The 23,715-nt window shown below is 44.1% G+C and carries 19 protein-coding genes and 1 other annotated feature; all 19 genes read left to right on the top strand.

What is annotated here, in order from left to right; all coding sequences use genetic code 11:
• Positions 1 to 103: 103 nt before the first annotated feature.
• Complete coding sequence (locus tag DESMER_RS19515; RefSeq protein ID WP_242831010.1) at positions 104 to 1,051, top strand: glycine betaine ABC transporter substrate-binding protein; 948 nt, start codon at positions 104 to 106, stop codon at positions 1,049 to 1,051.
• 388 nt (positions 1,052 to 1,439) lie between these two features.
• Entirely contained in the window at positions 1,440 to 2,429 is a 990-nt protein-coding gene (locus DESMER_RS19510) for an ATP-binding protein (RefSeq protein WP_014904790.1), read from the top strand.
• A gap of 51 nt (positions 2,430 to 2,480) precedes the next feature.
• Complete coding sequence (locus DESMER_RS19505; RefSeq protein WP_014904789.1) at positions 2,481 to 2,840, top strand: DUF5412 family protein; 360 nt, start codon at positions 2,481 to 2,483, stop codon at positions 2,838 to 2,840.
• Between the two features lie 446 nt (positions 2,841 to 3,286).
• Complete coding sequence (locus DESMER_RS19500; protein WP_014904788.1) at positions 3,287 to 4,771, top strand: trimethylamine methyltransferase family protein; 1,485 nt, start codon at positions 3,287 to 3,289, stop codon at positions 4,769 to 4,771.
• 58 nt (positions 4,772 to 4,829) lie between these two features.
• The gene (locus DESMER_RS19495; protein ID WP_014904787.1) at positions 4,830 to 6,287 is read left to right on the top strand and encodes a trimethylamine methyltransferase family protein; all 1,458 of its coding nucleotides are present in this window, start codon (positions 4,830 to 4,832) and stop codon (positions 6,285 to 6,287) included.
• Positions 6,288 to 6,484: 197 nt separating this feature from the next.
• A complete protein-coding gene (locus DESMER_RS19490; RefSeq protein WP_014904786.1) occupies positions 6,485 to 7,117 on the top strand; it encodes a cobalamin B12-binding domain-containing protein in 633 nt (210 codons plus the stop codon).
• A 277-nt stretch (positions 7,118 to 7,394) separates the two neighbouring features.
• A complete protein-coding gene (hutU, locus tag DESMER_RS19485; RefSeq protein WP_014904785.1) occupies positions 7,395 to 9,416 on the top strand; it encodes a urocanate hydratase in 2,022 nt (673 codons plus the stop codon).
• 327 nt (positions 9,417 to 9,743) lie between these two features.
• Complete coding sequence (locus tag DESMER_RS19475) at positions 9,744 to 10,460, top strand: vitamin B12 dependent methionine synthase (RefSeq protein ID WP_014904784.1); 717 nt, start codon at positions 9,744 to 9,746, stop codon at positions 10,458 to 10,460.
• A 122-nt stretch (positions 10,461 to 10,582) separates the two neighbouring features.
• On the top strand, positions 10,583 to 11,839 hold the full coding sequence (hutI, locus tag DESMER_RS19470; RefSeq protein ID WP_014904783.1) for an imidazolonepropionase: 1,257 nt from the start codon (positions 10,583 to 10,585) through the stop codon (positions 11,837 to 11,839).
• Between the two features lie 245 nt (positions 11,840 to 12,084).
• Entirely contained in the window at positions 12,085 to 12,255 is a 171-nt protein-coding gene (locus DESMER_RS19465) for an aspartyl-phosphate phosphatase Spo0E family protein (protein ID WP_042334816.1), read from the top strand.
• A gap of 214 nt (positions 12,256 to 12,469) precedes the next feature.
• Positions 12,470 to 13,777 (top strand): L-cysteine desulfidase family protein, encoded by a 1,308-nt coding sequence (locus tag DESMER_RS19460; RefSeq protein ID WP_014904781.1) that lies wholly within the window; start codon positions 12,470 to 12,472, stop codon positions 13,775 to 13,777.
• A gap of 981 nt (positions 13,778 to 14,758) precedes the next feature.
• Positions 14,759 to 16,705 carry an ABC-F family ATP-binding cassette domain-containing protein gene (locus tag DESMER_RS19455; protein ID WP_014904780.1) on the top strand — a complete coding sequence of 649 codons (1,947 nt, stop codon included), beginning with the start codon at positions 14,759 to 14,761 and terminating at the stop codon, positions 16,703 to 16,705.
• A gap of 137 nt (positions 16,706 to 16,842) precedes the next feature.
• Positions 16,843 to 16,998: a hypothetical protein gene (locus tag DESMER_RS24075; RefSeq protein ID WP_014904779.1), complete on the top strand. Its 156-nt coding sequence runs from the start codon at positions 16,843 to 16,845 to the stop codon at positions 16,996 to 16,998.
• 95 nt (positions 16,999 to 17,093) lie between these two features.
• Positions 17,094 to 18,650 (top strand): ABC-F family ATP-binding cassette domain-containing protein, encoded by a 1,557-nt coding sequence (locus DESMER_RS19450; RefSeq protein ID WP_014904778.1) that lies wholly within the window; start codon positions 17,094 to 17,096, stop codon positions 18,648 to 18,650.
• 28 nt (positions 18,651 to 18,678) lie between these two features.
• Positions 18,679 to 19,311: a nicotinate-nucleotide adenylyltransferase gene (gene nadD, locus DESMER_RS19445; RefSeq protein WP_014904777.1), complete on the top strand. Its 633-nt coding sequence runs from the start codon at positions 18,679 to 18,681 to the stop codon at positions 19,309 to 19,311.
• Between the two features lie 162 nt (positions 19,312 to 19,473).
• Complete coding sequence (locus DESMER_RS19440) at positions 19,474 to 19,725, top strand: RNA-binding regulator (protein WP_014904776.1); 252 nt, start codon at positions 19,474 to 19,476, stop codon at positions 19,723 to 19,725.
• A 139-nt stretch (positions 19,726 to 19,864) separates the two neighbouring features.
• Complete coding sequence (gene yqeK, locus DESMER_RS19435) at positions 19,865 to 20,461, top strand: bis(5'-nucleosyl)-tetraphosphatase (symmetrical) YqeK (protein WP_014904775.1); 597 nt, start codon at positions 19,865 to 19,867, stop codon at positions 20,459 to 20,461.
• Positions 20,436 to 20,795 carry a ribosome silencing factor gene (gene rsfS / locus DESMER_RS19430; protein ID WP_014904774.1) on the top strand — a complete coding sequence of 120 codons (360 nt, stop codon included), beginning with the start codon at positions 20,436 to 20,438 and terminating at the stop codon, positions 20,793 to 20,795. Before yqeK ends, rsfS begins: the two co-directional genes overlap by 26 nt.
• A gap of 15 nt (positions 20,796 to 20,810) precedes the next feature.
• Positions 20,811 to 21,009, top strand: a binding site (T-box leader).
• A 120-nt stretch (positions 21,010 to 21,129) separates the two neighbouring features.
• Positions 21,130 to 23,634 carry a leucine--tRNA ligase gene (gene leuS / locus DESMER_RS19425; protein WP_014904773.1) on the top strand — a complete coding sequence of 835 codons (2,505 nt, stop codon included), beginning with the start codon at positions 21,130 to 21,132 and terminating at the stop codon, positions 23,632 to 23,634.
• The last annotated feature ends 81 nt before the right edge of the window (positions 23,635 to 23,715 follow it).

Raw genomic sequence — 23,715 nt, 5'->3', positions numbered from 1 at the left:
AAAAGGGCATAAAAAAGGAGGGGTTAAGGACTAAAAAAATTCTATGGTAATATTGTGAAAAGATGTATAATTAGAACAATCTATTAAAGGAAGGGGTATGTACATGAAGAAACGATCATTATTTCTCGTTGCAGCTTTGTCCCTTACATTAGCTTTAGGAGGAGTATTTGGCTGCGGAGCTAAGGCACCTGCCACGGGATCTGCTCCGGAAAACACAAAAAAAGAGGGGCCGACCATTAAGATTTCGTCTAAGACTTTTACTGAAGCAGCACTTTTGGGGACTATGAGTCTTCAATATTTGGAAGGATTAGGGTACCCGGTTGAAAACAAAATGGGTTTAGGTGAATTGGCTGTAATCAGGCCTGCTTTAACCTCAGGACAAATCGACCTTTATTGGGAATACACCGGTACCGGGGTTATGAATTTAATGGAACATGAGCCGGTGTTTGATGCTGCTGAAAGCTATAAATTGATTAAAGAATGGGATGCTAAGAACGGCATTGCTTGGCTGGAATATGCACCCCTCAATGATACTTATGGAATCGTAGTTCGTCCGGAGATTGCCGAAAAATATAAGCTTAAAACTGTTTCTGACTATGTAGCCCAAGTGAAGAAGGGTGAAAGCTTAAAATTTGTTGGTTTCCCGGAGTGGGAAGGAAGAGCGGATGGTCTGCCTTCTTTTGAAAAAGTCTATGATTTTAAAATGCCTAAAGGGGATTTTGTTAACGTTGCTATGGGCTTAAACTATGATACTCTTAAAGCTCAAAAGGGTGATTTGGCGCTGGCCTTTACCACCGAGCCGAGAATTATTACAGATAAGCTTGTAATGCTGGAAGATGATAAAAGTGCCTTCCCTGTTTACAATGCTGCCCCTGTCGTTCGTCAAGAGATTGTCGATAAGTACCCAACTTTGGCTGCTGATCTCAAGAAATTAAGCGCTTTGCTGGACACTAAGACAATTACTGAATTAAACATGCAGGCCGATGTTGACAAGAAGTCTATTGAAGAAGTTTCTTCGACGTTCTTAAAGAGTAAAGGGTTGTTGAAGTAAAGCGGTTTGAAGCGAAGTTAAGGTGAGTTGAGCTCAGTCTGGGGAGAGGAAGTGTCTTAGCCCGTTCGCACACGTTTCATCGCTATTCGCTTGTCGATAAGGCTAAAACGCAAAACCTCTGGGCTTACTGCATGTAAACCGTTGCGTTTCTTCACGCCTTATCGACTGCGCTCATTGACGCGATTCCACTAAAGTGCTCACTATGCTAAGACACTTCCTCTGATGTTAGGTTAGAGTAAGAGTGAGTAAGAGTACCTTAATTCGGTGCTGCACCGAGAGGCTGGGTAGGTAGAGATTAATTAAATGGCCACTTTATGCCCAAGAGTATTTCATGGGTGTAAAGTGGCTTTATAAAACTATTATGACAACGTGAAGGGCGGATTTTTTGATGTCTGAGATTGATAAGTTTGTTAGACTCTTTGCTGTGCCGGAATTTGTAGTTCCCCATTTGTCTCTTTTTCTCTCTGAACGAGAGATGATTCTGGTAGCTCGGCTAAATGGTGAAAAGTGTTCTGTCTCGAAAATTGTTTTAAGGATGAACAGTAATTTTGAAGATGTACAGGACTTATTAGACGCCTGTTATAATAAACACCTTGTTCATAGGGAAGAGGTGGATGGAGATTACATTTATTACGGGGCGGATTTCTATGAACTCTTGGATTATATCTGTAAGTTTGATGAAAACTATCATTTAATCGATAAAGATCTGAGGCGAACTTTAGACAAATGGTGTTATCGAGTTTATCGTGAGCGGATGGATTCTTATCTGGGTTCCCTTCTTGAGGGGGAAACTGTGGATAGGGCCCCGGAGACATTCCTGATGATTGAGGACTTGGATCAAGTTTTGGAATCTGTAAAGGATATTCGTTTAGTTCCCTGTAATTGCCGCAAGTTAGCAAGTCACTGTGTTAAGCCTACGGAAACTTGTTTGAGCTTTAACGATTCCATAACCGACCGAACCTTTGGTCGTTCTCTTTCCAAAGAAGAGGCCGGAGAGTTGGTGCGGGCAGCTCATAAAAAGGGGTTAATGCATCAAGTAAACAGTGACTGGCGAACCAAGGGGCCGACTTATATATGCAATTGTTGTTCCTGCTGTTGTTATCCCTTGCGTTTGGCTCAGGAAAAAGGAACGAAGGGTGTTTTTCCCATCATTCAATTCATGGTTCAGCGTGATGATGCTAAGTGTTCGCATTGTGGGGCTTGTGCTAAGCGTTGCAATTTTAGGGCTTTCTATATAGGGGAGGCAGGAACAGTGGTGAAGGGAAAAAATCGGAGAAAGGTTGAGCTTGATCTGAACAAGTGTTGGGGATGCGGGATTTGTAAAGAGGCCTGCCCTACTAAGGCTATTTCCATGACCCAGATAATTGCTATCGGTTAATCTGATCAACCACTTAAAGAGAGTAGGAGTTGAAATGAACGCAAAATTCTTTTGATTTCAGTCCTGTTTCTGTTTACAAGTATATTGGGTTATGGTGTTTATTGGTCGTCTTATGACATGGAGCGTCTTCCCAAGGGGACTCTAATTGCGGAAGAAACATCTCCGGATAAAACCTATACCCTTAAGGCCTACACTTCTGATGCAGGGGCCACTACTTCATATTCGGTAATTGCAGAGTTATCCTCTAATAAGGTAACTAGAAAATCTAAAATTATCTACTTTCAATATAAAGAAAGTAATGCTTCCATACGTTGGCAAGATGATAGCACTGTGATCATAAATAATGTTGAACTTCATATGCCCAATGAGAAATATGATTACAGGCACGATAAAGAAAAGCTAAAGCAGTAACTTGGACCCAATAAAGTTAAAATAAGTGGAAAATAAAATGTTAAATCACTATAAAACCTGCAATAAAAATTGGCACCGCTGAATTTTTATGCGTTTGCATGAGTGTAAGTCAAGGGGGAGTAAGCAGAAGATTGAAGCGCAAAATATTTTAGCGTTTTGATTTTTGCCCTTTACAGAGGGGCTGAACCCTTTATTCTAAGAACTAGGAAAACCCTTTAGTGTACTGATATATTAATGGCAAGTCTTGCTTGAAAGAGAGATCCATCCTGGTATGAAGGATGGCATAAATCTTGCAATAATTTTATTTGGTATTGGAGATAACTCTCTAGATACATTAAGATTGACAAATTGTGCTCAAAACTTGGAGAGGTAAGGCAGGTATACATCAAGAATTACGAAAGGATAAGGTTAGGTTTTGTCCAAGTTTTATTAACCGGGTAACCTAAATGAGAAAGATTCGTTCCAATAGTATAGAACAAACAACCCCATTTCTGCGTTGGGTAAGTGAAGGCCAAATTGAGGAAATCCATTTTGCAACTTTGGAAGTACTCGAACGAACCGGAGTTGTTGTAGACCATCCGGAAGCCTTGCAGTTATTAAAAGATGCAGGCTGTATTGTCAATGATCATCGGGTTCGGATTCCCAGTTGGTTAGTAGAGGAATGCCTGCGTTTAGCACCGCGCAAAATTGTCGTTGCCAATCGCAAAGGCCAGCGAGTTATGCCTTTGGAAAAGAATCGAACATATTTTGGAACCGGTTCAGACCTGCCTTTTACTGTAGATTTAGAAACCGGCAAGCGGAGACGCTCAACTAAGCGGGATGTGGAACTTGCCTGCAGAGTTATGGATTACTTACCTAATTATGATTTCGTAATGAGTTATGCTATCGCTTCGGATACCAGTTCTAAAGTCAGCGATCTCCATCAATTAGAGGCTATGGTTACCAACACTGTCAAGCCCATGATTGTCACTGCTCATGATGAGATTAATATGCGCGCCCAATTAGAAATGGCGGCCTTAGTAGCCGGCGGGAGAGAGGAACTTCGCAAAAATCCCTTTATGATTCTTTACTCTGAGCCGATTTCCCCATTGACCCATACTAATGATGGAGTTGGCAAGATGTTTGCTTGCTTCGAGTATGGTGTGCCGGTAGTTTATACTCCGGGGGTCTTATCTGGGGCTACCACCCCGGTTACTAAAGCAGGTACTATTGTTCTAATGAATGCCGAGGCTTTGGCGGGTGTGGTCATGGCTCAATTAAAACAAAAAGGAGCTCCGATTATTATTGGCGGCGGAGCTACCCCGATGGATATGAAGACCACGGCGACTTTGTACGGATCCCCGGAAACAATGATGAATTACGCTATCATGACTCAATTATCCCAGTTTTATGGAATTCCTAACTTTACAGAGGCAGGTTGTGTCAATGCTCCTATCCCGGATGCTCAAGCAGGGATGGAAGCAGGAAATGGGATTTTGATGGCTCAATTAATGGGTGCGAATTTAGTTCATGATGTAGGTTATTTAGAAGGCGGCAAAACCGGTTCCTTAACCTTCCTTACCATGTGCAATGATTATATTGATAATGCCCGTTATATGGGAAGAGGCACTCGTATTGATGAAGAAACAATGGCGGTTGATGTGATTGATGAAGTAGGCCCCGGTGGAAATTATGTCAGCCATGAACATACTTTTAAAAATTTCCGACAAGAAATTTGGACATCAAAGCAGTTTAACACCTCTTTCTGGGAGGTCTGGGAAGAGCAGGGGTCTAAATCAATGGAAGCTCGGGCTGAGGAATTAACTAAGCATATTGTGGCAACACATGATGCCGAACTCTTAGATGACACCATTCGTCAAGGCTTAAATGAAATCATTGCTGATACTGATCAAAAAAAAGCGTCTACAAGACGAAAAAATAAAAACGCTTAACTTACGAAAGATAAAGAGGAGAACTCATTTTACGGCAAAATGAAAGGGGTTGCAGGTTATGGGAGTTGGAAGCTCACATGGGAACGGACTGTTCTTCAGGACACTTACTGAAAAACAAGCTGAAGAGATTCATCTGGCAAGTTGTCAGATTCTCGAAGATACTGGTATGGTGATTCACCATGAAGAGGCTGTGGAATTACTTAGGCAGGCCGGAGCACATGTGGAAAAAGGGAATAGGGTTTATTTTCCCAGCTCCCTAGTGAAAAAAGCATTGCAGACGGCCCCTTCCCGAGTGACCTTATATAATCGTCAGGGAGAAGCAGCTCTGCATTTAGAAGGGTCCAATGTCTACTTCGGTACAGGATCAGATACCCTCAATTATCTGGATCCCTTCACTTTTGAGAGGAGAAACTGGACAAAGGCAGATGTGGCTAATGCTATTAGAATTTGCGATAAATTGCCAAATATAGATTTTGTCATGTCCATGGGCCTGCTGTCCGATGCTGACCCCCGGATGATTAATCGAGAGCAATATGCCATTATGGTTCAAAACACTGAGAAACCTCAAGTGGTTATTGCTGAAGATGGAGCAACTCTGCAAGATATTATTGAGATGGCCGCCTGCGCAGTGGGTGGCAAAGAGCAATTGCGGCACAAGCCCTTGTTTATGATCTATACTGAACCCACCTCGCCCCTTCAACATCCGAAGGAGTCTATTGAAAAGCTATTGATTGCTGCAGAAAATGGAGTGCCTTCGAATTTTGCCTGCGGAGGTGTAGCCGGGGCCTCTGTGCCGACTACGGTTGCCGGGGCGTTAGTCCAGGCTAATGCGGAAGCTTTGAGCGGTTTAGTGATACACCAGTTGAAGGCTCCGGGGGCACCCTTTGTTTACGGGTATGGAAATTCTCCGTTGGATATGCGTTCAATGCAGGCGGTTTACGGGACTCCGGAAGCTGTGCTCTTTCAAGGAGGAGCTGTGGATCTGGCTCATTACTATCAACTTCCATCTTGGGGTTATGCCGGATGCAGCAATTCCAAAGTCTGCGATGAACAGGCTATTGCAGAGTCGACAATGTTTACCTTGATGGGAGCTCTTCAAGGGTGCAATATTATGCATGATGTTTTTTACATGGAATTTGGAATTACCGGTTCCTTAGAACTGCTGGTTATTTCTAATGAGGTGATTGGGCGGACTCGGCGTTTACTGAAGGGGATCAATACGGATAAAGAGTCCTTAGGTGTAGAAGCCATCAAGCGGGTAGGCCCGGGAGGCAACTTCTTGGGGGATGAACATACTGCCAAGCATTTTAGAGATAATTGGTTTACGGATCTTTCTGATTTTAATAACTATGAAAATTGGACGGCGGATGGCAGCAAGACAATGATTGATCGTGCCAGAGATCGAATTAAACTTATCTTAGAAACTCATCAGCCTAAGCCTGTCTCCGAAGAGGTAAAAGCTCAAATCGAAGAAATTCTGAGCAAAGCTCAGGAGAAATTTGGCGGGAAGTTTTAATTTAGTTCTGAGGACTCAACTTCTTTAAGTGGGTGGGTTTTAGGCGATATTTCGGTGTAATAAACTGGAGAATTATTCTTGTTTAATGTTTCAAAGAAAAAAAGACTTTTGTGGTAAATAAACAGGAAAAATAATGCTTTAAAGGCTATAATAGTTTAGACGTAATAATTTTTCATAATTTAAGGAGGAGTCGTAGCATGAGTGATTTTAGCAGCTTGGCTGAACTGGTGATTAACGGGAATTATAACGGTGCGAAGGATCTTACCCAAAAATTGATTGATAGTGGAGCTGATCCTCTGGAAATTATCAATCAGGGTTTAATGGCTGGTATGGATGTGGTTGGAGTTCGTTTCAAAGCCGGGGATATGTATGTCCCAGAGGTAATGATGTCCGCTAAAGCTATGAGCACCGGGATTGAGCTTTTAAAGCCTTTGATTGCTGATAGTGATATGCCTTCTGCCGGCAAAGTTGTGATTGGAACCGTAAAAGGTGATCTTCATGATATCGGTAAAAAACTTGTAGTCATGATGTTAGAAAGTGCTGGGTTTGATGTTGTTGATTTAGGTGTAGACATAGATCCGGATGCTTTTGTAAATGCTGTTAAGGAGCATTCGCCTCAAGTTATAGGTTTATCCGCACTTTTAACTACAACCATGTTATCCATGAAAGATACCATTGAAGCCCTAAAGGAAGAGGGACTCCGGGATAAGGTGAAGGTTATTATTGGTGGAGCCCCTATTTCCCAAAGCTTCGCAGACGAGATCGGTGCTGACGGCTACGCTTCAGATGCCGGAACAGCGACTGAACTGTGCCGGAATTTGATTGCTTAGAATAGGCTTCCCACCCAAGCTTTGTAGGCTTTACCGCCTCTCCACGCAATGGGTTCACTCCTGTGGATCGAAGCCGCCTGTCTTAAGGGTCTATTATTCTTAGGAATGTTTTAGAGCTTTTTTCAGGTAGAGTAGACAAAATAGTTATTGAGATAAGGTACAGCGGTCCTCAGGGACAACTGTACCTATTTCTGAAATATGAGCCATGTAGACTTTTCAGCGTGGTAACCTAATATTGTTGGATCAAGTGTTTAAATTTTAGTGAGGAGTGATCTGGATGATTAGTAACTATGATATCTCTCAAGCTATGACTATTAAATTAGATACTGAATTACCGGCAAAGCAGGAATTTGTGGAAGGAATAAGAAGGGCTCCCGATCGAGGTTTTAGCTTAAATCCCAGTCAGACAAAAATTGCTCTCAAGAATGCCTTGCGTTATGTTCCGGAAGAATTGCATGAAGAGTTGGCACCTGAGTTTTTAGAGGAGCTGCGGACAAGGGGCAGAGTCTATGCCTATCGCTATCGTCCAGCCGGAAAGCTCTCGGGAAAACCGATTGATGAGTATAAGGGAAACTGTATTGAGGGTAAGGCTTTTCAAGTAATGATTGATAATAACTTGGATTTTGAGGTTGCTCTTTATCCTTATGAATTGGTTACTTATGGTGAAACTGGAAGTGTCTGTCAAAATTGGCTGCAATACCGTTTGATCAAAAAATATCTCGAAGTCATGACGGATCAGCAAACCCTGGTCATGGAATCCGGCCACCCCGTGGGATTATTCCCTTCTCGACCGGAGGCACCGCGAGTGATTATTACCAACGCCTTGATGGTAGGGATGTTTGACAATCAAAAGGATTGGGAAATTGCGGAACAGATGGGCGTCGCTAATTATGGTCAGATGACGGCGGGTGGCTGGATGTATATCGGGCCCCAGGGGATTGTTCATGGAACCTTTAATACGTTACTTAATGCCGGACGGATGAAGTTAGGGATTCCCCATGATGGAGATCTCAGAGGGAGTTTGTTCCTCACCTCTGGTCTGGGGGGAATGAGCGGGGCTCAAGGAAAATCTGTGGAGATTGCCCGTGGTGTGGGGATTATAGCCGAGGTGGATGAATCGAGAATTAAGACTCGATATGAGCAGGGCTGGGTCAGCAGAGTGTCTGCAGATTTAGAGGAAGTCTTTAAGATCGCTGCAGAGTATGTGGAGAAGAAAGAACCTATGTCCATTGCTTATCAGGGTAATGTGGTGGATTTATTAGAGTACGCGGTTAATCACCAGATTAAGGTGGATTTGCTCAGTGATCAAACCTCTTGTCATGTGGCTTATGAGGGTGGGTATTGCCCCCAAGGGATCAGCTTTGAGGAGCGGACGAGATTACTGGCTACCAACCGGACAGAGTTCAAAAAGCTTGTCGATCAGAGCTTGGTGCGGCAATTTGAATTGATTAAAACCTTGGTTGCCCGAGGTACTTATTTCTTTGATTATGGTAATTCTTTTATGAAGGCGGTTTATGATGCGGGAGCTACTGAGATTTCTAAAAATGGTATAGATGAGAAGGATGGCTTTATTTTCCCGTCCTATGTAGAGGATATTATGGGGCCGGAGCTGTTTGATTATGGGTATGGGCCCTTTAGATGGGTGTGTCTAAGTGGGAAAAAGGAAGATTTGCGAAAGACGGATGAAGCGGCCATGGCTTGTATTGATCCAAATCGCAGGGGACAAGATCGGGACAACTATATTTGGATTAAGGATGCGGAGAAGAACAAGCTGGTTGTGGGGACACAAGCCAGAATTCTCTATCAGGATGCGGAAGGTCGGATCAGAATTGCGCTAAAATTCAATGAGATGATTCGCCAGGGAGAGATTGGGCCGGTTATGCTGGGCAGAGATCACCATGATGTTAGCGGGACGGATTCTCCTTTTAGAGAGACAGCGAATATTAAAGATGGAAGTAATGTTATGGCGGATATGGCTGTACAAAGTTTTGCCGGAGATGCCGCCCGGGGGATGAGCATGGTCTCTCTTCATAATGGAGGGGGCGTAGGCATCGGGAAGGCTATCAATGGCGGGTTTGGTTTAGTGCTTGACGGAAGTGAACGAGTGGATAACGTCATAAAATCTGCCCTGTTATGGGATGTGGTCGGTGGAGTGGCGAGACGAGCTTGGGCGCGAAATCAGAATTCAATTGAAACCGGCATTGAGTTTAATGAGCGGTATAAAGGAAAGGGGCATATGACTATGCCGTTTATTCCCAAGGATGAGTTGATTGATCGGTTAGTGGATGGGATTAGGTGAAATTGGGTCGCTGGGGTAGGGCGGCTTCGTCCACATCCGTGTAAGACCAGGTAATTCGTGCGACGAAGACACTGTCTTCGCACGGGTTAAACCTTCTTGCAGCAGTGTCTTCGTCGCACGAATTATTCTTCTTGCAGGACGGCGAGAGGGGACCACTAGCTCCGCTTCCCCGCCCAAGCTTTGTAGACTTTACCGCCTCTTCATGCAATGGGTTCACTCCTGTGGATCGAAGCCGCCCTGTCTTTTGGGTCTTTAGATTTTTTGGGGAAAGCCTTTTTAGATTAGAATCTCACACGAGCTACGCAGCACGATTTGGGAGGAATAGAGATGGATTTTATCAAGTGGGATAATTTGCAGCTAGATACTTCAGAAATTTATCGGCGGATTGGTATGCCCGATGCCTATTCGAAGCGGAGTCGGAATTTTAAACCGACCATTGAGGAGATGCGGCTTAAAGCCTTAGGTCTTGTTGATGCCCGGTGTATTTATGCTTATGTACCTGTGGAGGTTTCAGGTTCGGAGGAAATTTTACTGGCCAATAAATACGCCGTTAAAGCTGCTACTTCATTTTTTGAGGGAGCTCATCAGGTGTTGTTGGCAATTCAAACTATTGGGCCTCGCCTGGAAGAAGAATCAGCCCGTTTATTTGAACAGGGAGAGATGCTCGAGGGGATGGTTTTAGACGGTTGTGGAACTGTAGCTCTGGATGAAGCTTTGGAATTATTAAGAGGCATGGTGGTTAAGGAAGTCACGGATCGAGGGTTACAGACCGGTCATAACTTATGCCCCGGTGGTTATCAGATTCCCTTAGAGGCTCAGAAAGTTTTATTTACCCTTTTAGATGGAGGGGAACTGGGCATAAGCTTAAGCGAAACCTTATTAATGTCTCCGGTAAAATCTCACACTCTTGTTATCCCGGTGGGAGAAAAGCTTAAGAAACCAAACCTGTCCTGCGCTATTACTTGTGAGATGTGTGTGGAACAACAAAACTGTGCTCATAGCCGCTTGAAATTTGGCAAGTCTAAAGAACCCAGGGAAAACTAAGGGTGATGGTTAAACAAAAGGGTGCCTGGAGTTATGGCGTATCTTATTAAAAGAACAGGGAAGCGCTAGAACCTTAGTTAAGCTTCTGGTGCTTCCCAATTGATTTTTAGGGAGATGATCCTATGCATTATGCGGATCTTTTGATCCACTCTGCTCAAATGATGGTGACAATGAAAGGATTTTCTGACAGTCCTGCTTGTGGGGAAGAGATGTCTGAGGTGGGTATAGTAGAAGATGGCGCTGTTGCCATCCGAGGGGGAATGATTGTCGCTGTGGGGACAACGGCAGAAATTCGAGCTGCCGGATGGTCAGGACCTGACACCCAGGAAATCAGTGCCCAGGGCAAGGTTGTAACTCCGGGATTTGTCGATCCACATACCCACGTTCTTTATGCAGGTTCTCGGGAGAATGAACTTTCTTTGAAATTAAAAGGGGTACCCTATTTAGAGATTCTTAAACAAGGTGGAGGAATTCTTTCAACCGTTCGCTCAACGAAGGAAGCCTCAGATGAAGAGATAAAGGCTCAAACCAGTCGGCGACTACAGACCATGCTTAGCTTGGGAACAACCACTGCCGAAGTGAAGAGTGGCTATGGATTAATGGTCGAGGATGAGTTGAGGGCTTTGCGTCTTATTCGGGAATTAGACGAAAGTCAGGTTGTTGATTTAGTACCAACTTTCATGGGAGCTCATGCGGTACCGCCCGGGTATAGCGAAGGAAAGTTTACAAATTACGTTGTTGATGAAATGTTGCCGGTTATTGCTGCAGAAAATCTGGCGGAATTCTGCGATGTTTTTTGTGAGCCAGGGGTGTTCAGTCTCGAGTCCAGCGAACGGATTTTACTGAAAGCACGACAATTAAATCTTAAATTAAAAATGCATGCTGATGAATTAGCCTCTGCAGGGGGAGCAGAGTTAGCTGCCAGACTGGGAGTTGTCAGCGCAGACCATTTACTGCAAGCGTCAGATCAGGGAATCGAAGCTTTGGCCGAACAGGGAGTGATTGCTGTGTTGCTGCCGGCAACTTCCTTTAATCTTGCGAAGAACTCCTATGCCAGAGCCAGAGATATGATTCGTGCCCGAGTTCCCGTTGCTCTGGCAACAGATTCAAATCCCGGATCATCTCCGACTGAATCTATGCCGCTTGTATTAACTATTGCCTGTCTTTACCTGAGACTTACTCCGGAAGAGGTCTTAGCCGGAGCTACCATCAATGCTGCCCATGCAATCGGCAGAGCAAAGCAGGTAGGTAGCTTAGAGATTGGAAAACAAGGGGATGTGCTTATTCTGGATATTCCTAATCTTAACTATTTGCCCTATCATTTTGGAAATAACCCAGTGGAGACTGTTATTAAAAAGGGAAAGGTTGTCTGGGGTTAGTCACCCATTAACCAAAATTTCGGGGAGAATCGTGTCTTTGATTGGAAATATATTACATTAACAATGTAGAATTCGTCCCTTAGCAACGTGGAAACGCTTTTGAAGGAGATTTTTTGTTCGCTTGCAAGTATTTACCATATTACGACAAAAGATTAGCTTATATATTGTTGATGTTAACAGTAAAATATATTAGAATGTTCCAGGATTCCATTATTTGTTGAAATGAGGATTGGCAAGTGAATGATATGATTGATAAACAAATTGAAGAATTAAGATTACAAATGCACGAAGTTGCCTCAGACAAAAAGCTTACTGACCAGAGGGTTGTCAGTATAAGCTGTAAATTAGATCTTTTAATTAATGAATTTTATTTGAGAGACAGATTAAAGGCAAACTCGGAATACAAAACATCTTAATTTATATCTTCAATGTGTCAATCAATCTGCTCAATTTTGTACATACTGACCAGGCTGTTCTCGGCTCCAACTATGGATGCCCGAGGGTGGCCTTTTTTGTCCTGAGACGTGAGTTGTATATTGGAGCCATAAGAACTAAAATAGGTTATAATCAATAATCAAAAGGGAACGCCAGGTACTGCCTTTTTTAGCGGATTATTTGAACCAGGGGGAAATGGATAAAATAAGCTATGAAAAGTTTTTAGAACGTTTAGAGAAAGAGCTTGTTGTAACGTTAGGATGTACCGAACCAATGGCTATTGCCTTTGCGGCTGCCTTAGCCAAGAAGCACGTAAAAGGAGAACTGATAACCTCATTAAGAGTTCTGGCCAGCACTAATGTTCTTAAAAACGCCATGGCGGTAAATATTCCGGGTGCTCAGGGCAGCGGAGTTGATCTAGCGGCTGCTTTAGGTGTACTGGCGGGAGATTTTACTAAAGGTCTGGAAGTTTTGAGCGGATTAACTTCTCGGGATGTAGAAAATGCTAAACGAATGATTGATCAGAAAAAGGTCAAGGTAGAAGTAGCAAAGACTGATAAAAAGTTATACATTGAAGTCATTGTCCATACTCCTCAATCCACTGCCAAGGTTATTGTTGCCGATGAACATACTAAGATTGTTTTTATTGAGGTGGATGGGAAAGTATTAGTAGATGCTTTAGAGAATGAAAGTGGTTCGGATGGAACTGAGGAAATCGGAAATAGCGCAGACTCCTTCATGACAATTGATAGTATATGGGAATTTGTTGAGCGAGTTAAGGTCAGCGACCTTTCAATAATTGATAAGACTATCGAACTGAATACCAGTGTAGGGTTAGAGGGGTTATCTAAGGCTTATGGATTAGAAGTAGGGAAGACCATCAAAGAAGGTATAAGCCAAGGAATGCTTTCCGATGATTTGATAACTAACGCTATGGCTCTTACAGCAGGTGCCTCAGATGCCAGGATGTCAGGGTGTACTATGCCGGTTATGAGCAACTCGGGAAGCGGCAATCAAGGAATCTCGGCGACTTTACCGGTAGTGGCCGTAGGAGAAAAATCTCAGGCTTCAAGGGAGCAGATCATTCGAGCAGTAACCTTAAGTAATCTTATTGCCATCTATATTAAGACAAAGATCGGACGATTATCCGCCTTATGCGGAGCTACAGCGTCTGCCACCGGGGCCAGCTGTGGTATTGCTTATCTGCTGGGAGGTGGAAAAGCTGAAGTAATGTCGGCTATTCAGAATATGCAGGGGAATACCACCGGAATGTTCTGTGATGGGGCTAAGGCCGGGTGTGCAATGAAGTTGTCAACCTGTACCAGTGCCGCAGTTCAATCGGCAATCATGGCTGTTCAGGGTAAAACCATCCAGTCGACAAATGGGATTATTGAGGAAAGTGCAGAACAAACCCTCGAAAACTTAGGACGTCTTGCCAACCAGGGGAGTACGGCGGTGGATAGAGTTATTCTGGATATCATGGTGCAAAAGAAGGTTGGTTAAATTGGTCGTTTGGGTCGCTGGGGCGGGCAGCTTTTCCCACATCCTGCAAGACCAGCTAATTCGTGCGACGAAGACACTGTCTTCGCACGGGTTAAACCTTCTTGCAGCAGTGTCTTCGGTAACTCAGCATTCCGAGGCTGGCCCACGCGCTGACCTGGGAGCGATCTTCAGCGGATAAGTATTCTTTAGAGATATCCGCTTCAGCGAAAATGTATCCTACGCCGGTAGGAATTCCTTAAGGGATCACGGCTTCGGCGATACTCTCCGCTGGAGACTATCGTACCGGACACTTTCGTGGCAAACCGACCGGGAATACCTGAGGTGAACCCGTGGCTACGCTTCCCCAGGTCAACTTGTGGGCTTTACCGCCTCTCCTTGGAATGGTTTAACTCCTGTGAATTGAAGCCGCCCTGTCTTGTGGGTCTATTATTGTAAGAACGTTTTTGGGTTTTTTCAGAGTAGCCATTCATGCAGCTACTAAGGAGGAAAAACTAAAGGACTGTCTCCCTAACACGCTAAAGATTTCTGCGAAGACTGACCTGAGCACCCAAAAGTTTTGCTTACACTCCCAAAAAACTGGCCGGAGGGAGCGCTTTTTAGCAAAGCGGATGCGTCAGTGTAGCCGCGTCAAAGCGAGTGCTGACGGTTCGCGTCCCCGTAGCGCGCCGCTGGTTCGCATGCAGAATGCCCAGAGGTTCGGACGCGCTCGCGAACCGTCCAACGAGCCAGCGGCGGAACTCGCAGACGCGTGATAAATAGCGCTCCGCCCCAAAGCCAGACAAGAAAGAACGTCCCCTTCTTTCGGAACAGAAGTCCCCTAACTTCGCAGATAAGTAAAGTTAAGGGGTTTTTTATTTAGCCCTTTTAAGAAGCCGGAACCTACATTCTTGCCCCAGCGAAACCAGACTCTCTGGGCATTGTAGGCCGGACTGTGATATAATAAGGCGTTCTACAGCTTTTGCTAAGGAGAAGAGGATCGTTATGAATGTCTTAACTGCTGAGAATTTAACTAAGGGCTATGGGGAAAAGATTCTTTTTAAGGAAATTTCCTTTGGTATTGACGAAGGTGAAAAGATCGGAATTATTGGAGTTAATGGGACGGGTAAGTCTACATTGCTTAAAATATTAGCCGGTTTAGAATGGCCGGAACAGGGTAAGGTTACGAAGGGTAATAGTATCCGCTTAGAATATCTGCCTCAGAATCCAGACTTTGAAGAAACTGCGACAGTTTTACAACAGGTTTTCAAAGGTAATTCCCCTGTTATGAAGCTTTTGCGGGAGTATGAATTGGTCTTGGAAAAGCTGGCGGAGAAGCCCGAGGACTCAATGCTTCAGCAAGCTTTAATTGGCTTAGGTCAGCAGATGGATGAACTGGATGCTTGGCAGCTGGAAAATGAGGCTAAGACCATCTTGAATAAGCTGGGAATTTCTAAGTTTGACACAATAGTAGGAACCCTTTCAGGCGGGCAGCGAAAAAGAGTGGCTTTAGCCAGTGCTCTGATTAATCCTACGGATATTCTGCTGCTTGATGAGCCAACCAATCACATTGATAATGATACAGTGGATTGGCTGGAGCAATACCTGAATAAACGCAAGGGTGCTTTAGTGATGATTACCCACGATCGCTATTTTCTGGATCGAGTGGTTGGCCGAATCTTTGAATTAGACAGAGGCAGTCTCTATCCTTATCCCGGTAATTACAGTCGCTTCCTGGAATTAAAAGCAGAACGAGAAGAGCAGGCTGAAGCCACAGAGCGGAAACGCCAAAATCTCTATCGCAATGAACTGGCTTGGATGCGCAGAGGGGCTAAAGCCCGCACCACAAAACAGAAAGCCAGGATTGAGCGCTTTGAAAAGCTGAAGGAAGATAAGCCGCTGGATTCTGTTGAGCGAATTGAAATGCCCACTGGGTCTTCCCGTCTGGGCAAGAAAATTCTCGAATGCAAGGAAGTTCGGAAAGGATTTCCTGAGCGAGGGTTATTAATTAAAAATTTTAATTACGTTCTTCTGCGAGATGACCGGATTGGGATTATCGGGCCTAATGGCAGTGGTAAATCGACTTTATTGAATCTGATTACCGGGAATTTGATGCCGGATAGTGGGAGTATAGAACTTGGTTCCACAGTTAATATAGGTTACTTTTCGCAAGAAAACACGGAATTGGATCCCAATATCCGGGTCATTGATGAGATTAAGTCTATAGCAGAAGTGATCCCCACTGCGGATGGTGGTTCAATATCGGCTTCGCAAATGTTAGAGCGGTTTCTGTTTCCCCCGGCTGTTCAATGGACTCAAATAGGGAAGCTTTCCGGGGGAGAGAAACGCAGGTTATACCTTCTGCGGATTTTGATGGGGGCTCCAAATGTTCTCTTATTGGATGAGCCCACAAATGATTTGGATATCCAGACTCTGACAATTTTGGAAAACTATTTAGAGGACTTTCCCGGAGCAGTTATTGCTGTTTCCCATGATCGTTATTTTCTGGATCGGGTTACGGATAAGATTTTCCTCTTTAAAGGGGCTGGGGAAATCCAATCCTTTGTGGGAAATTATTCCGACTATCGTGAGCAGGTCTACAGAACTGAGCAGGAAGCTGAAGAAGCAGTTAAATTGGCTGCTTTGGCCAAAACCTTCCGAAAAATAGATACAAAAGCCTTGGAGGAAAAGCCTGAGCGAAAAAAGGATCGTCCGCTGAAAATGACCTATAAAGAACAGCAGGAGTATGCTCAAATCGATGATCAAATTGCTGAGGTTGAAGGGCTCCTGAAGAAAAATAGTCAAGAGATGAATGAAGCAGGCAGTGATTTTGGAAAGCTAACGGAGTTAGCTGCACTTCAGCAAACCCTTGAACAAAAACTTGATGATTTGCTGGAACGCTGGACCTATTTAACAGAGTTAGCGGAGAGAATTGCTGAGAGCAAGGGATAATATCGAGACTCACGAGATGGTGATCTTGTTCAGGTACCAGAAGTGGGAATCTGGGTATTAAATAATAAGTTTAACCTGCGTTGTTAAGGATCATCAGCCTATGCTCGTAGTTTGGGATGATAATTGGAGGATAAAAAATGGATGACAATCTAATAGATAAGATGAAGAAATTAGTTGAGGAAAAAAAGCTGAAGAGTTCTCAACAAGGCGGCCCAACTAAAGCAACCCAGAAAATCGGCGAGAAGCGCAAGGGCATTAAAAGGCGCAAAGTTGGCGGGATGTTCGATAAGTAGCCAATCTTAGAACTTTACCGGAAATGATGTTGTTGGAGTTATTGCTTAATTAAAATAGTTAACAGACAGAAAAAAGGGAGAGAAGTTAAGGTAAGATGAGTGTTTTAAATGTCGAAAATGTCAGCCATGGATTTGGCGGACGCAAGATTTTTGAAGAGGTTAGCTTTCGCTTATTAAAGGGAGAGCATGTCGGCTTAGTGGGAGCTAACGGGGAAGGTAAATCGACTTTTCTGGATATTATTACAGGCAAGCTGATGCCTGATAAAGGCAAAGTTGAATGGTCAAATCGGGTTACGGTAGGATATTTAGATCAGCATACGGTTTTAACTAAAGGAAAGACCATCCGAGATGTTCTCAAAGAAGCCTTTCAGGGAATGTATGATTTAGAAGCAGAAACATTAGAAATCTATAACCGGATGGGCAATGTCTCCGAAAGTGAGATGGATAAGCTCTTAGAAGAAGTTGGCGAAATCCAGAGTATTCTAGAGCACAACGGATTTTATATGATCGACACAAAAATCGAGGAAATTGCCAATGGCTTAGGTCTGGGAGAAATTGGCCTGGAGAAAGATGTTACGGATTTGAGTGGAGGGCAGAGAACTAAGGTATTACTGACAAAACTCTTGCTACAAAATCCCAGCATTTTGATTCTGGACGAGCCTACCAACTTTTTGGATGTTGAACACATTGAGTGGCTTAAGCGTTATCTTATCCAGTATGAAAATGCCTTTATCCTGGTTTCTCACGATGTGCCATTCTTAAACAGTGTTATTAATGTTATTTATCATGTTGAAAATGCCAGCTTGACCCGCTATACGGGAAACTACGAGCAGTTTATGGCCCTCTTGGAAACGAAAAAGATTCAAGAGATTAAGGCTTATGATAAACAGCAAAAAGAAGTGGATCGCCTGGAGGATTTTATTGCCCGTAACAAAGCCCGGATTTCAACCACCGGACGGGCTAAAAGTCGGCAAAAGCAACTGGAAAAGATGGATTTAATCGAACGTCCCAGGGAAAAGATTCAGCCCAAGTTCAGGTTTAAGGAAGCTCGATCTCCCGGAAAGCTGATTTTTGAAGCCAAGGGAATCGTGCTGGGCTATGATGAACCCTTAACTCGTCCTTTGGATTTAGCATTAGAGCGGGGTCAGAAGATAGCCATTCGCGGGGTCAATGGCTTGGGAAAATCAACCTTGCTTAAAACCTTGTTAGGATATATTTCACCCGTGTCCGGTGAAGTTGAGTTGGGAGACTATCTCTATCCCGGTTATTTCGAGCAAGAATCCAGTCGCAAGAATACAAAGACTGCCCTGGAGGAAGTATGGGGGGAATACCCGGGGCTGACAAATTCTGAAGTTCGGGGAGCCTTAGCCAGATGCGGTTTGACCAGTGAACACATCTCCAGCAAGATGATGGTCTTAAGCGGGGGCGAGAACGCTAAAGTTCGGTTATGTAAATTAATGCTCAAAGATATAAACTGGCTGGTCCTTGACGAGCCTACCAATCATTTAGATGTGGATGCCAAGGCCGAGTTGAAAAGAGCTATTAAGGAGTTTAAAGGGACAGTTATTGTTGTATCCCATGAACCGGATTTCTACGAAGATTGGGTAACTGATGTCTGGAACCTTGAGGAGTGGACGACTAAGATCGTGTAAGGCTGTATAATTCAATTGGAGAAAAATAATGAATAGTGATGCAAACAAAAAAGTAAATAGGTTGGGTATTATGGGCGGAACCTTTGATCCTATTCATTATGGACATCTGGTTGCCGCTGAGATGGCCCGGGCTGAGTTTAAGTTGGACGAAGTATTGTTTATTCCTACTGGCAAACCTCCGCATAAAGATCGAAGAGATATCTCCGATGCAAAGTTGCGCTACGAGATGGTCAAGCTAGCCATCGAAGATAATTTGGCCTTTGCGGTTTCTTCTTTGGAAATTGAGAGGGAGGGACCGTCTTACACCGTCGAAACTTTGCGGGTTCTGCGCCGTACTTATCCGGAGCACGAGCTTTATTTTATCACCGGCTCAGATGCTCTTTTGGAGATTTTTTCCTGGCGAGAGTCCGAGGAAATTCTTTCTATGATTGAATTTATTGGTGCCGCTCGTCCGGGATTCGATGCCAAAGACTTCTTACTTAAAGTTCAACATGAGCATCCGGAATCTCAAGGGAAGATTCATTATTTGGAAGTTCCGGCCTTAGCAATTTCTTCTACAGATATCCGGGCTAGGGTTCGGCGCGGAGAACCTATCCGTTACCTTTTACCTGAGCCTGTACGACTTTATCTTGAAAAAGAAGGCCTTTATCTTGAAGCCTGATTTTTAGATTCAGATGTTATAGATGTTTTGGGAACCTTTATTAAAACTATTTTATTTTAGCAATTATTCCTCGGGATTATTTCGCATACTCTGTCGAGATTTGTTCATACTAAAAACGATCAGTGCTTAGTGATTAATACTTGACAAGAGGTGACAGTTATCATGGCAACAACATTATATGTCGGAAATCTTCCGTGGAATACTACTGCTGAAGAACTCGGACAATTCTTCAGTGAGTATGGCCAAGTTGAAAGCAGTCGGATCATCACAGATCGCGAAACCGGCCGATCCAGAGGCTTTGGATTTATCGAAGTCGAGGATATGGACGCGGCACGTATGGCGGAAGAGTTAAATGGCAAAGATTTTGGCGGCAGGCCATTAACGGTTAACGAAGCCAAACCAAAACAAATGTAATACCCCTAGGACTGTCAAGAGAGAGACCTTCTCACATGCTTTGTAGGGGGTCTCTCACTTTTTTTTTGCATCCCAGGCATTTCCTTGATAAAATAGATTATTAAAGAGAATGTGAGAGATAAAAGGGGAGCGGGAGTACGTGAAATTGCAGGTTGAAGTACTGAGAGATCTAGCGGCCCGTGTTCTTTCGAAGGAACGCTTAAAGCACACCTTAGGGGTAGCAGATTGGGCTGAAAGACTGGCCCAGCATCATGGCTTAGATCCGCTTAAGGCTCGTTGTGCAGGGTTAGTGCATGATTTAGCAAAAGAAGTCTCTTTGAACAATCAGTTAAGGTATGCCCGACGCTGGAACCTTTTGCACTATCCGGAAGATGAGCAGAGCCCGTATGTTTTGCATGGACCCGTGGCTGCTTATTGGCTAGAGCACCATTATGGCCTTGATGATCCGGAAATCCTGGCTGCTGTTGCCAATCATACCTTAGGCAGGCCGGGAATGGGTAAGCTGGAAATGCTTATTTACAGTGCAGATTTGACAGAACCTGAGCGAGATTTCCCAAAAGTGGACTTTTTGCGCCAATCCTTGTATGATGATTTAGAAAAGGGTACGTTGGCCTGTGTTGAGCACACGTTAATATATTTGAGAGAGGGCAAACGCCCCATTCATCCCTTAACCCAACTAACATATGAAGATTTACGAAGGAGGCAAAATATTGGAACTGGATCAAACAATGCTTGATAAGGTAGTCGGTATCGTTGAAGATAAAAAAGGTGGAGATATTACCCTTTTAAACCTTAAGGGAATTTCAATGGTTACCGATTATTGCTTGATTGTGACTGGGAATACGACTACTCAGGTTAAAGCAATCACTGACCATTTGGATGAAAAGTTGCCAGAGATAGGAATCCCGGTTATCCATCTGGAGGGATTGCCTATGGCTAATTGGGTGCTAATGGATTGTGGCGGGGATTTAGTAATTCACGTTATGACTCCGGATCAAAGGGAATTTTATAAGCTTGAGCGTCTCTGGAAGGATGCGGAAGTTTTGTCGGGAACTCCGATGGAGCATTAAGTTAAAATGATACAAAGAATTGCTGGGATAGGGAATAGTACTTTAGGATCCTCTTTAGAGAAGCGGCGGAAGGTGCAAGCCGTTGTTGGTGACTATGGGAACTCGCCCTGGAGCTGTGTTCAGGTTACAATGAACACCGGTGTGAGCCGTTATAATCTTTCGAGGACTATTTAAAATTGGGTGGTACCACGGGAGTAGATCTCTCGTCCCTTGAGGGACGGGAGATTTTTTACCGTTTTCATGAAGACTTGGTTGATTTTTAGAGTCGTTGTTTTAATAGTACATAATTAAGAGAGAATATATGGGAACTTATTTTTCTAAGGGGGAAAGTTTTATGCAAGAGAGGTATTCGTTTCCGGAGATTGAATCGAAGTGGCAGAAAGAATGGGTGGATAGCAAAGCCTATCGAACTGAGGAAAATTCTACAAAACCAAAATACTATGCTTTGGCTATGTTTCCTTATCCTTCGGGAGATTTACACATGGGGCATGTACGCAATTATTCTATCGCAGATGTAATTGCTCGCTATAAAAGAATGACTGGGCATAATGTTCTTCATCCCATCGGCTGGGATGCCTTTGGTTTGCCGGCAGAAAATGCTGCCATTAAGAATCAGACTCCTCCTGCGGACTGGACCTGGAAGAACATAGCCAATATGCGGCGCCAGCTTCAAGAAATGGGGATTTCCTACGATTGGGATCGAGAAGTGGCCACTTGCCATCCGGGCTATTATAAATGGACTCAGTGGTTGTTTTTAGAGTTCTATAAACATGGCTTGGTCTATAAGAAAAAGGCCGATGTTAACTGGTGTCCTTCCTGTGCCACAGTGCTTGCTAATGAACAAGTTGTGGATGGAGGATGTGAGCGGTGTGACAGTCTGGTTACTAAAAAGAGTCTTGAACAGTGGTTTTTCAAAATTACGGATTATGCTGAGGTTTTGCTTCAAGATCTAGATAAGTTGCCTGGTTGGCCTGAAAAGGTTAAAACTATGCAACGCAATTGGATTGGTCGGTCTGAAGGCGTAGAGTTAAAATTTCCTTTAGAAGAGCGACCGGAAAAGATCTCTGTCTATACCACCCGCATTGATACTATATATGGGGTTAGCTATGTGGTCTTAGCCCCTGAACATCCCCTGGTTCTGGAGTTGGTGAAGGGGACGGAGTATGAAGCTGAGACTGTGGCCTTTATTGAGAAAATGAAAGGTCTCAATGAGATTGCCCGAACCTCAACGGATGCGGAAAAGGAAGGGCTATTTACCGGAGCCTATTGCCTAAATCCTCTAAGCGGAAAGAAAGTCCCGATTTGGATTGCCAATTATGTACTTCTCGAATACGGAACCGGTGCAGTCATGGGCGTACCGGCCCATGATGAAAGGGACTTCGAATTTGCCACCAAGTATAAGCTGGAGATTAAAACGGTTATTTCAGCACTGGGAAGTTCGCCGGTCGAGAAGGATCAACCTCCGAAAGCTGTTTATTCAGGGGAAGGGGTTATGGTAAATTCTGATGCTTTCGATGGCCTGGGCAGCGAAGAGGCTTTGGAAAAGATTGCCGATGAAGCTGAGCGTCAGGGTATTGGTCAACGGAAGGTTAATTTCCGGCTGCGGGATTGGCTGATTTCACGGCAACGTTACTGGGGTGCACCGATTCCGATGATTTATTGTGACTCTTGTGGAATTGTACCGGTTCCTGATGAACAGCTGCCCGTCATGCTGCCACCGGACGTGGTCTTTAAATCAGGAGAAAATCCCTTGGCTACCTCTTCTTCCTTTATAGAGACTACTTGCCCTAAGTGTGGCGGTGCTGCTCGGCGTGAAACAGATACGATGGATACCTTCGCCTGTTCCTCCTGGTATTTCCTGCGTTATACTGATCCCCGTAATGATCAGGAAGTCTTCTCGAAAAATGCTGTTAATCAGTGGATGAATGTGGATCAATATGTGGGCGGGGTAGAACATGCGATTCTGCATCTTCTCTATGCACGCTTCTTTACAAAGGGCTTACGGGATTTTGGTTATTTGGAAGCGGATGAACCTTTCCAAAATCTCTTGACTCAAGGCATGGTCTGTATGAATGGCTCTAAAATGTCTAAGTCCAAGGGAAATGTGGTTAGCCCAGGGGCGATCATCGGGAAATATGGGGCAGACACTGCTCGACTATTTATCCTGTTCGCTGCACCGCCTGAAAGAGATCTGGAGTGGAGTGACCAAGGGGTTGAAGGTTGTTATCGATTCCTGAATCGAATTTGGCGGCTGGTTGCTCAATACGAACCTCTTTTAAGGAAAACTTCCGGTGCGGGATCCGAATCCTCTGATTCAGCGGGTAAATGGGCTGATTTAGATGCCGCCGGCAAAGAAATGCGCCGCCAAACTCATTTGGCTATTCAGAGGGTAACCACTGACATTGGGAAGCGGTATAATTTCAATACGGCAATTAGTACTATTATGGAATGGGTTAATGCTTTGTATATTTACAAGGAACAGCCGACGGCCAATCCTGAAGTCGGTCGAGAGGCCTTGGAGAGAATTCTTATTCTCTTAGCTCCCATTGCTCCCCATATTACGGAGGAGTTATGGAGGGAGCTGGGCCATACAGAGAGCATTCACTTGCAATCCTGGCCTGAAGTAGATGAAGCAGCCTTGGTTCAAGATGAAGTCACTGTTATTCTTCAGGTCAATGGTAAGGTGCGGGAGCGGATTCAAGTCGCTGCGGATATTTCAGCTCCTGAATTGGAAAAGCTAGTCCTTGCTCAACCCAAGGTTACCGAATGGACGGATGGGAAGACCATTGTTAAAGTGATTACGGTTCCGGGCAAGCTGGTTAATATTGTTGTAAAATAGACTGTTTTTAAAGGGCAAGTTTACATGGAGTGAACTTGCCCTTTAACTTGACCTAATTAATTTGCTGTTAGTGAGAAGGGA

The sequence above is a fragment of the Desulfosporosinus meridiei DSM 13257 genome, from assembly GCF_000231385.2.
Taxonomy (GTDB): Bacteria; Bacillota; Desulfitobacteriia; order Desulfitobacteriales; family Desulfitobacteriaceae; genus Desulfosporosinus; species Desulfosporosinus meridiei.
This window is presented reverse-complemented; position numbering and strand designations above follow the sequence as displayed.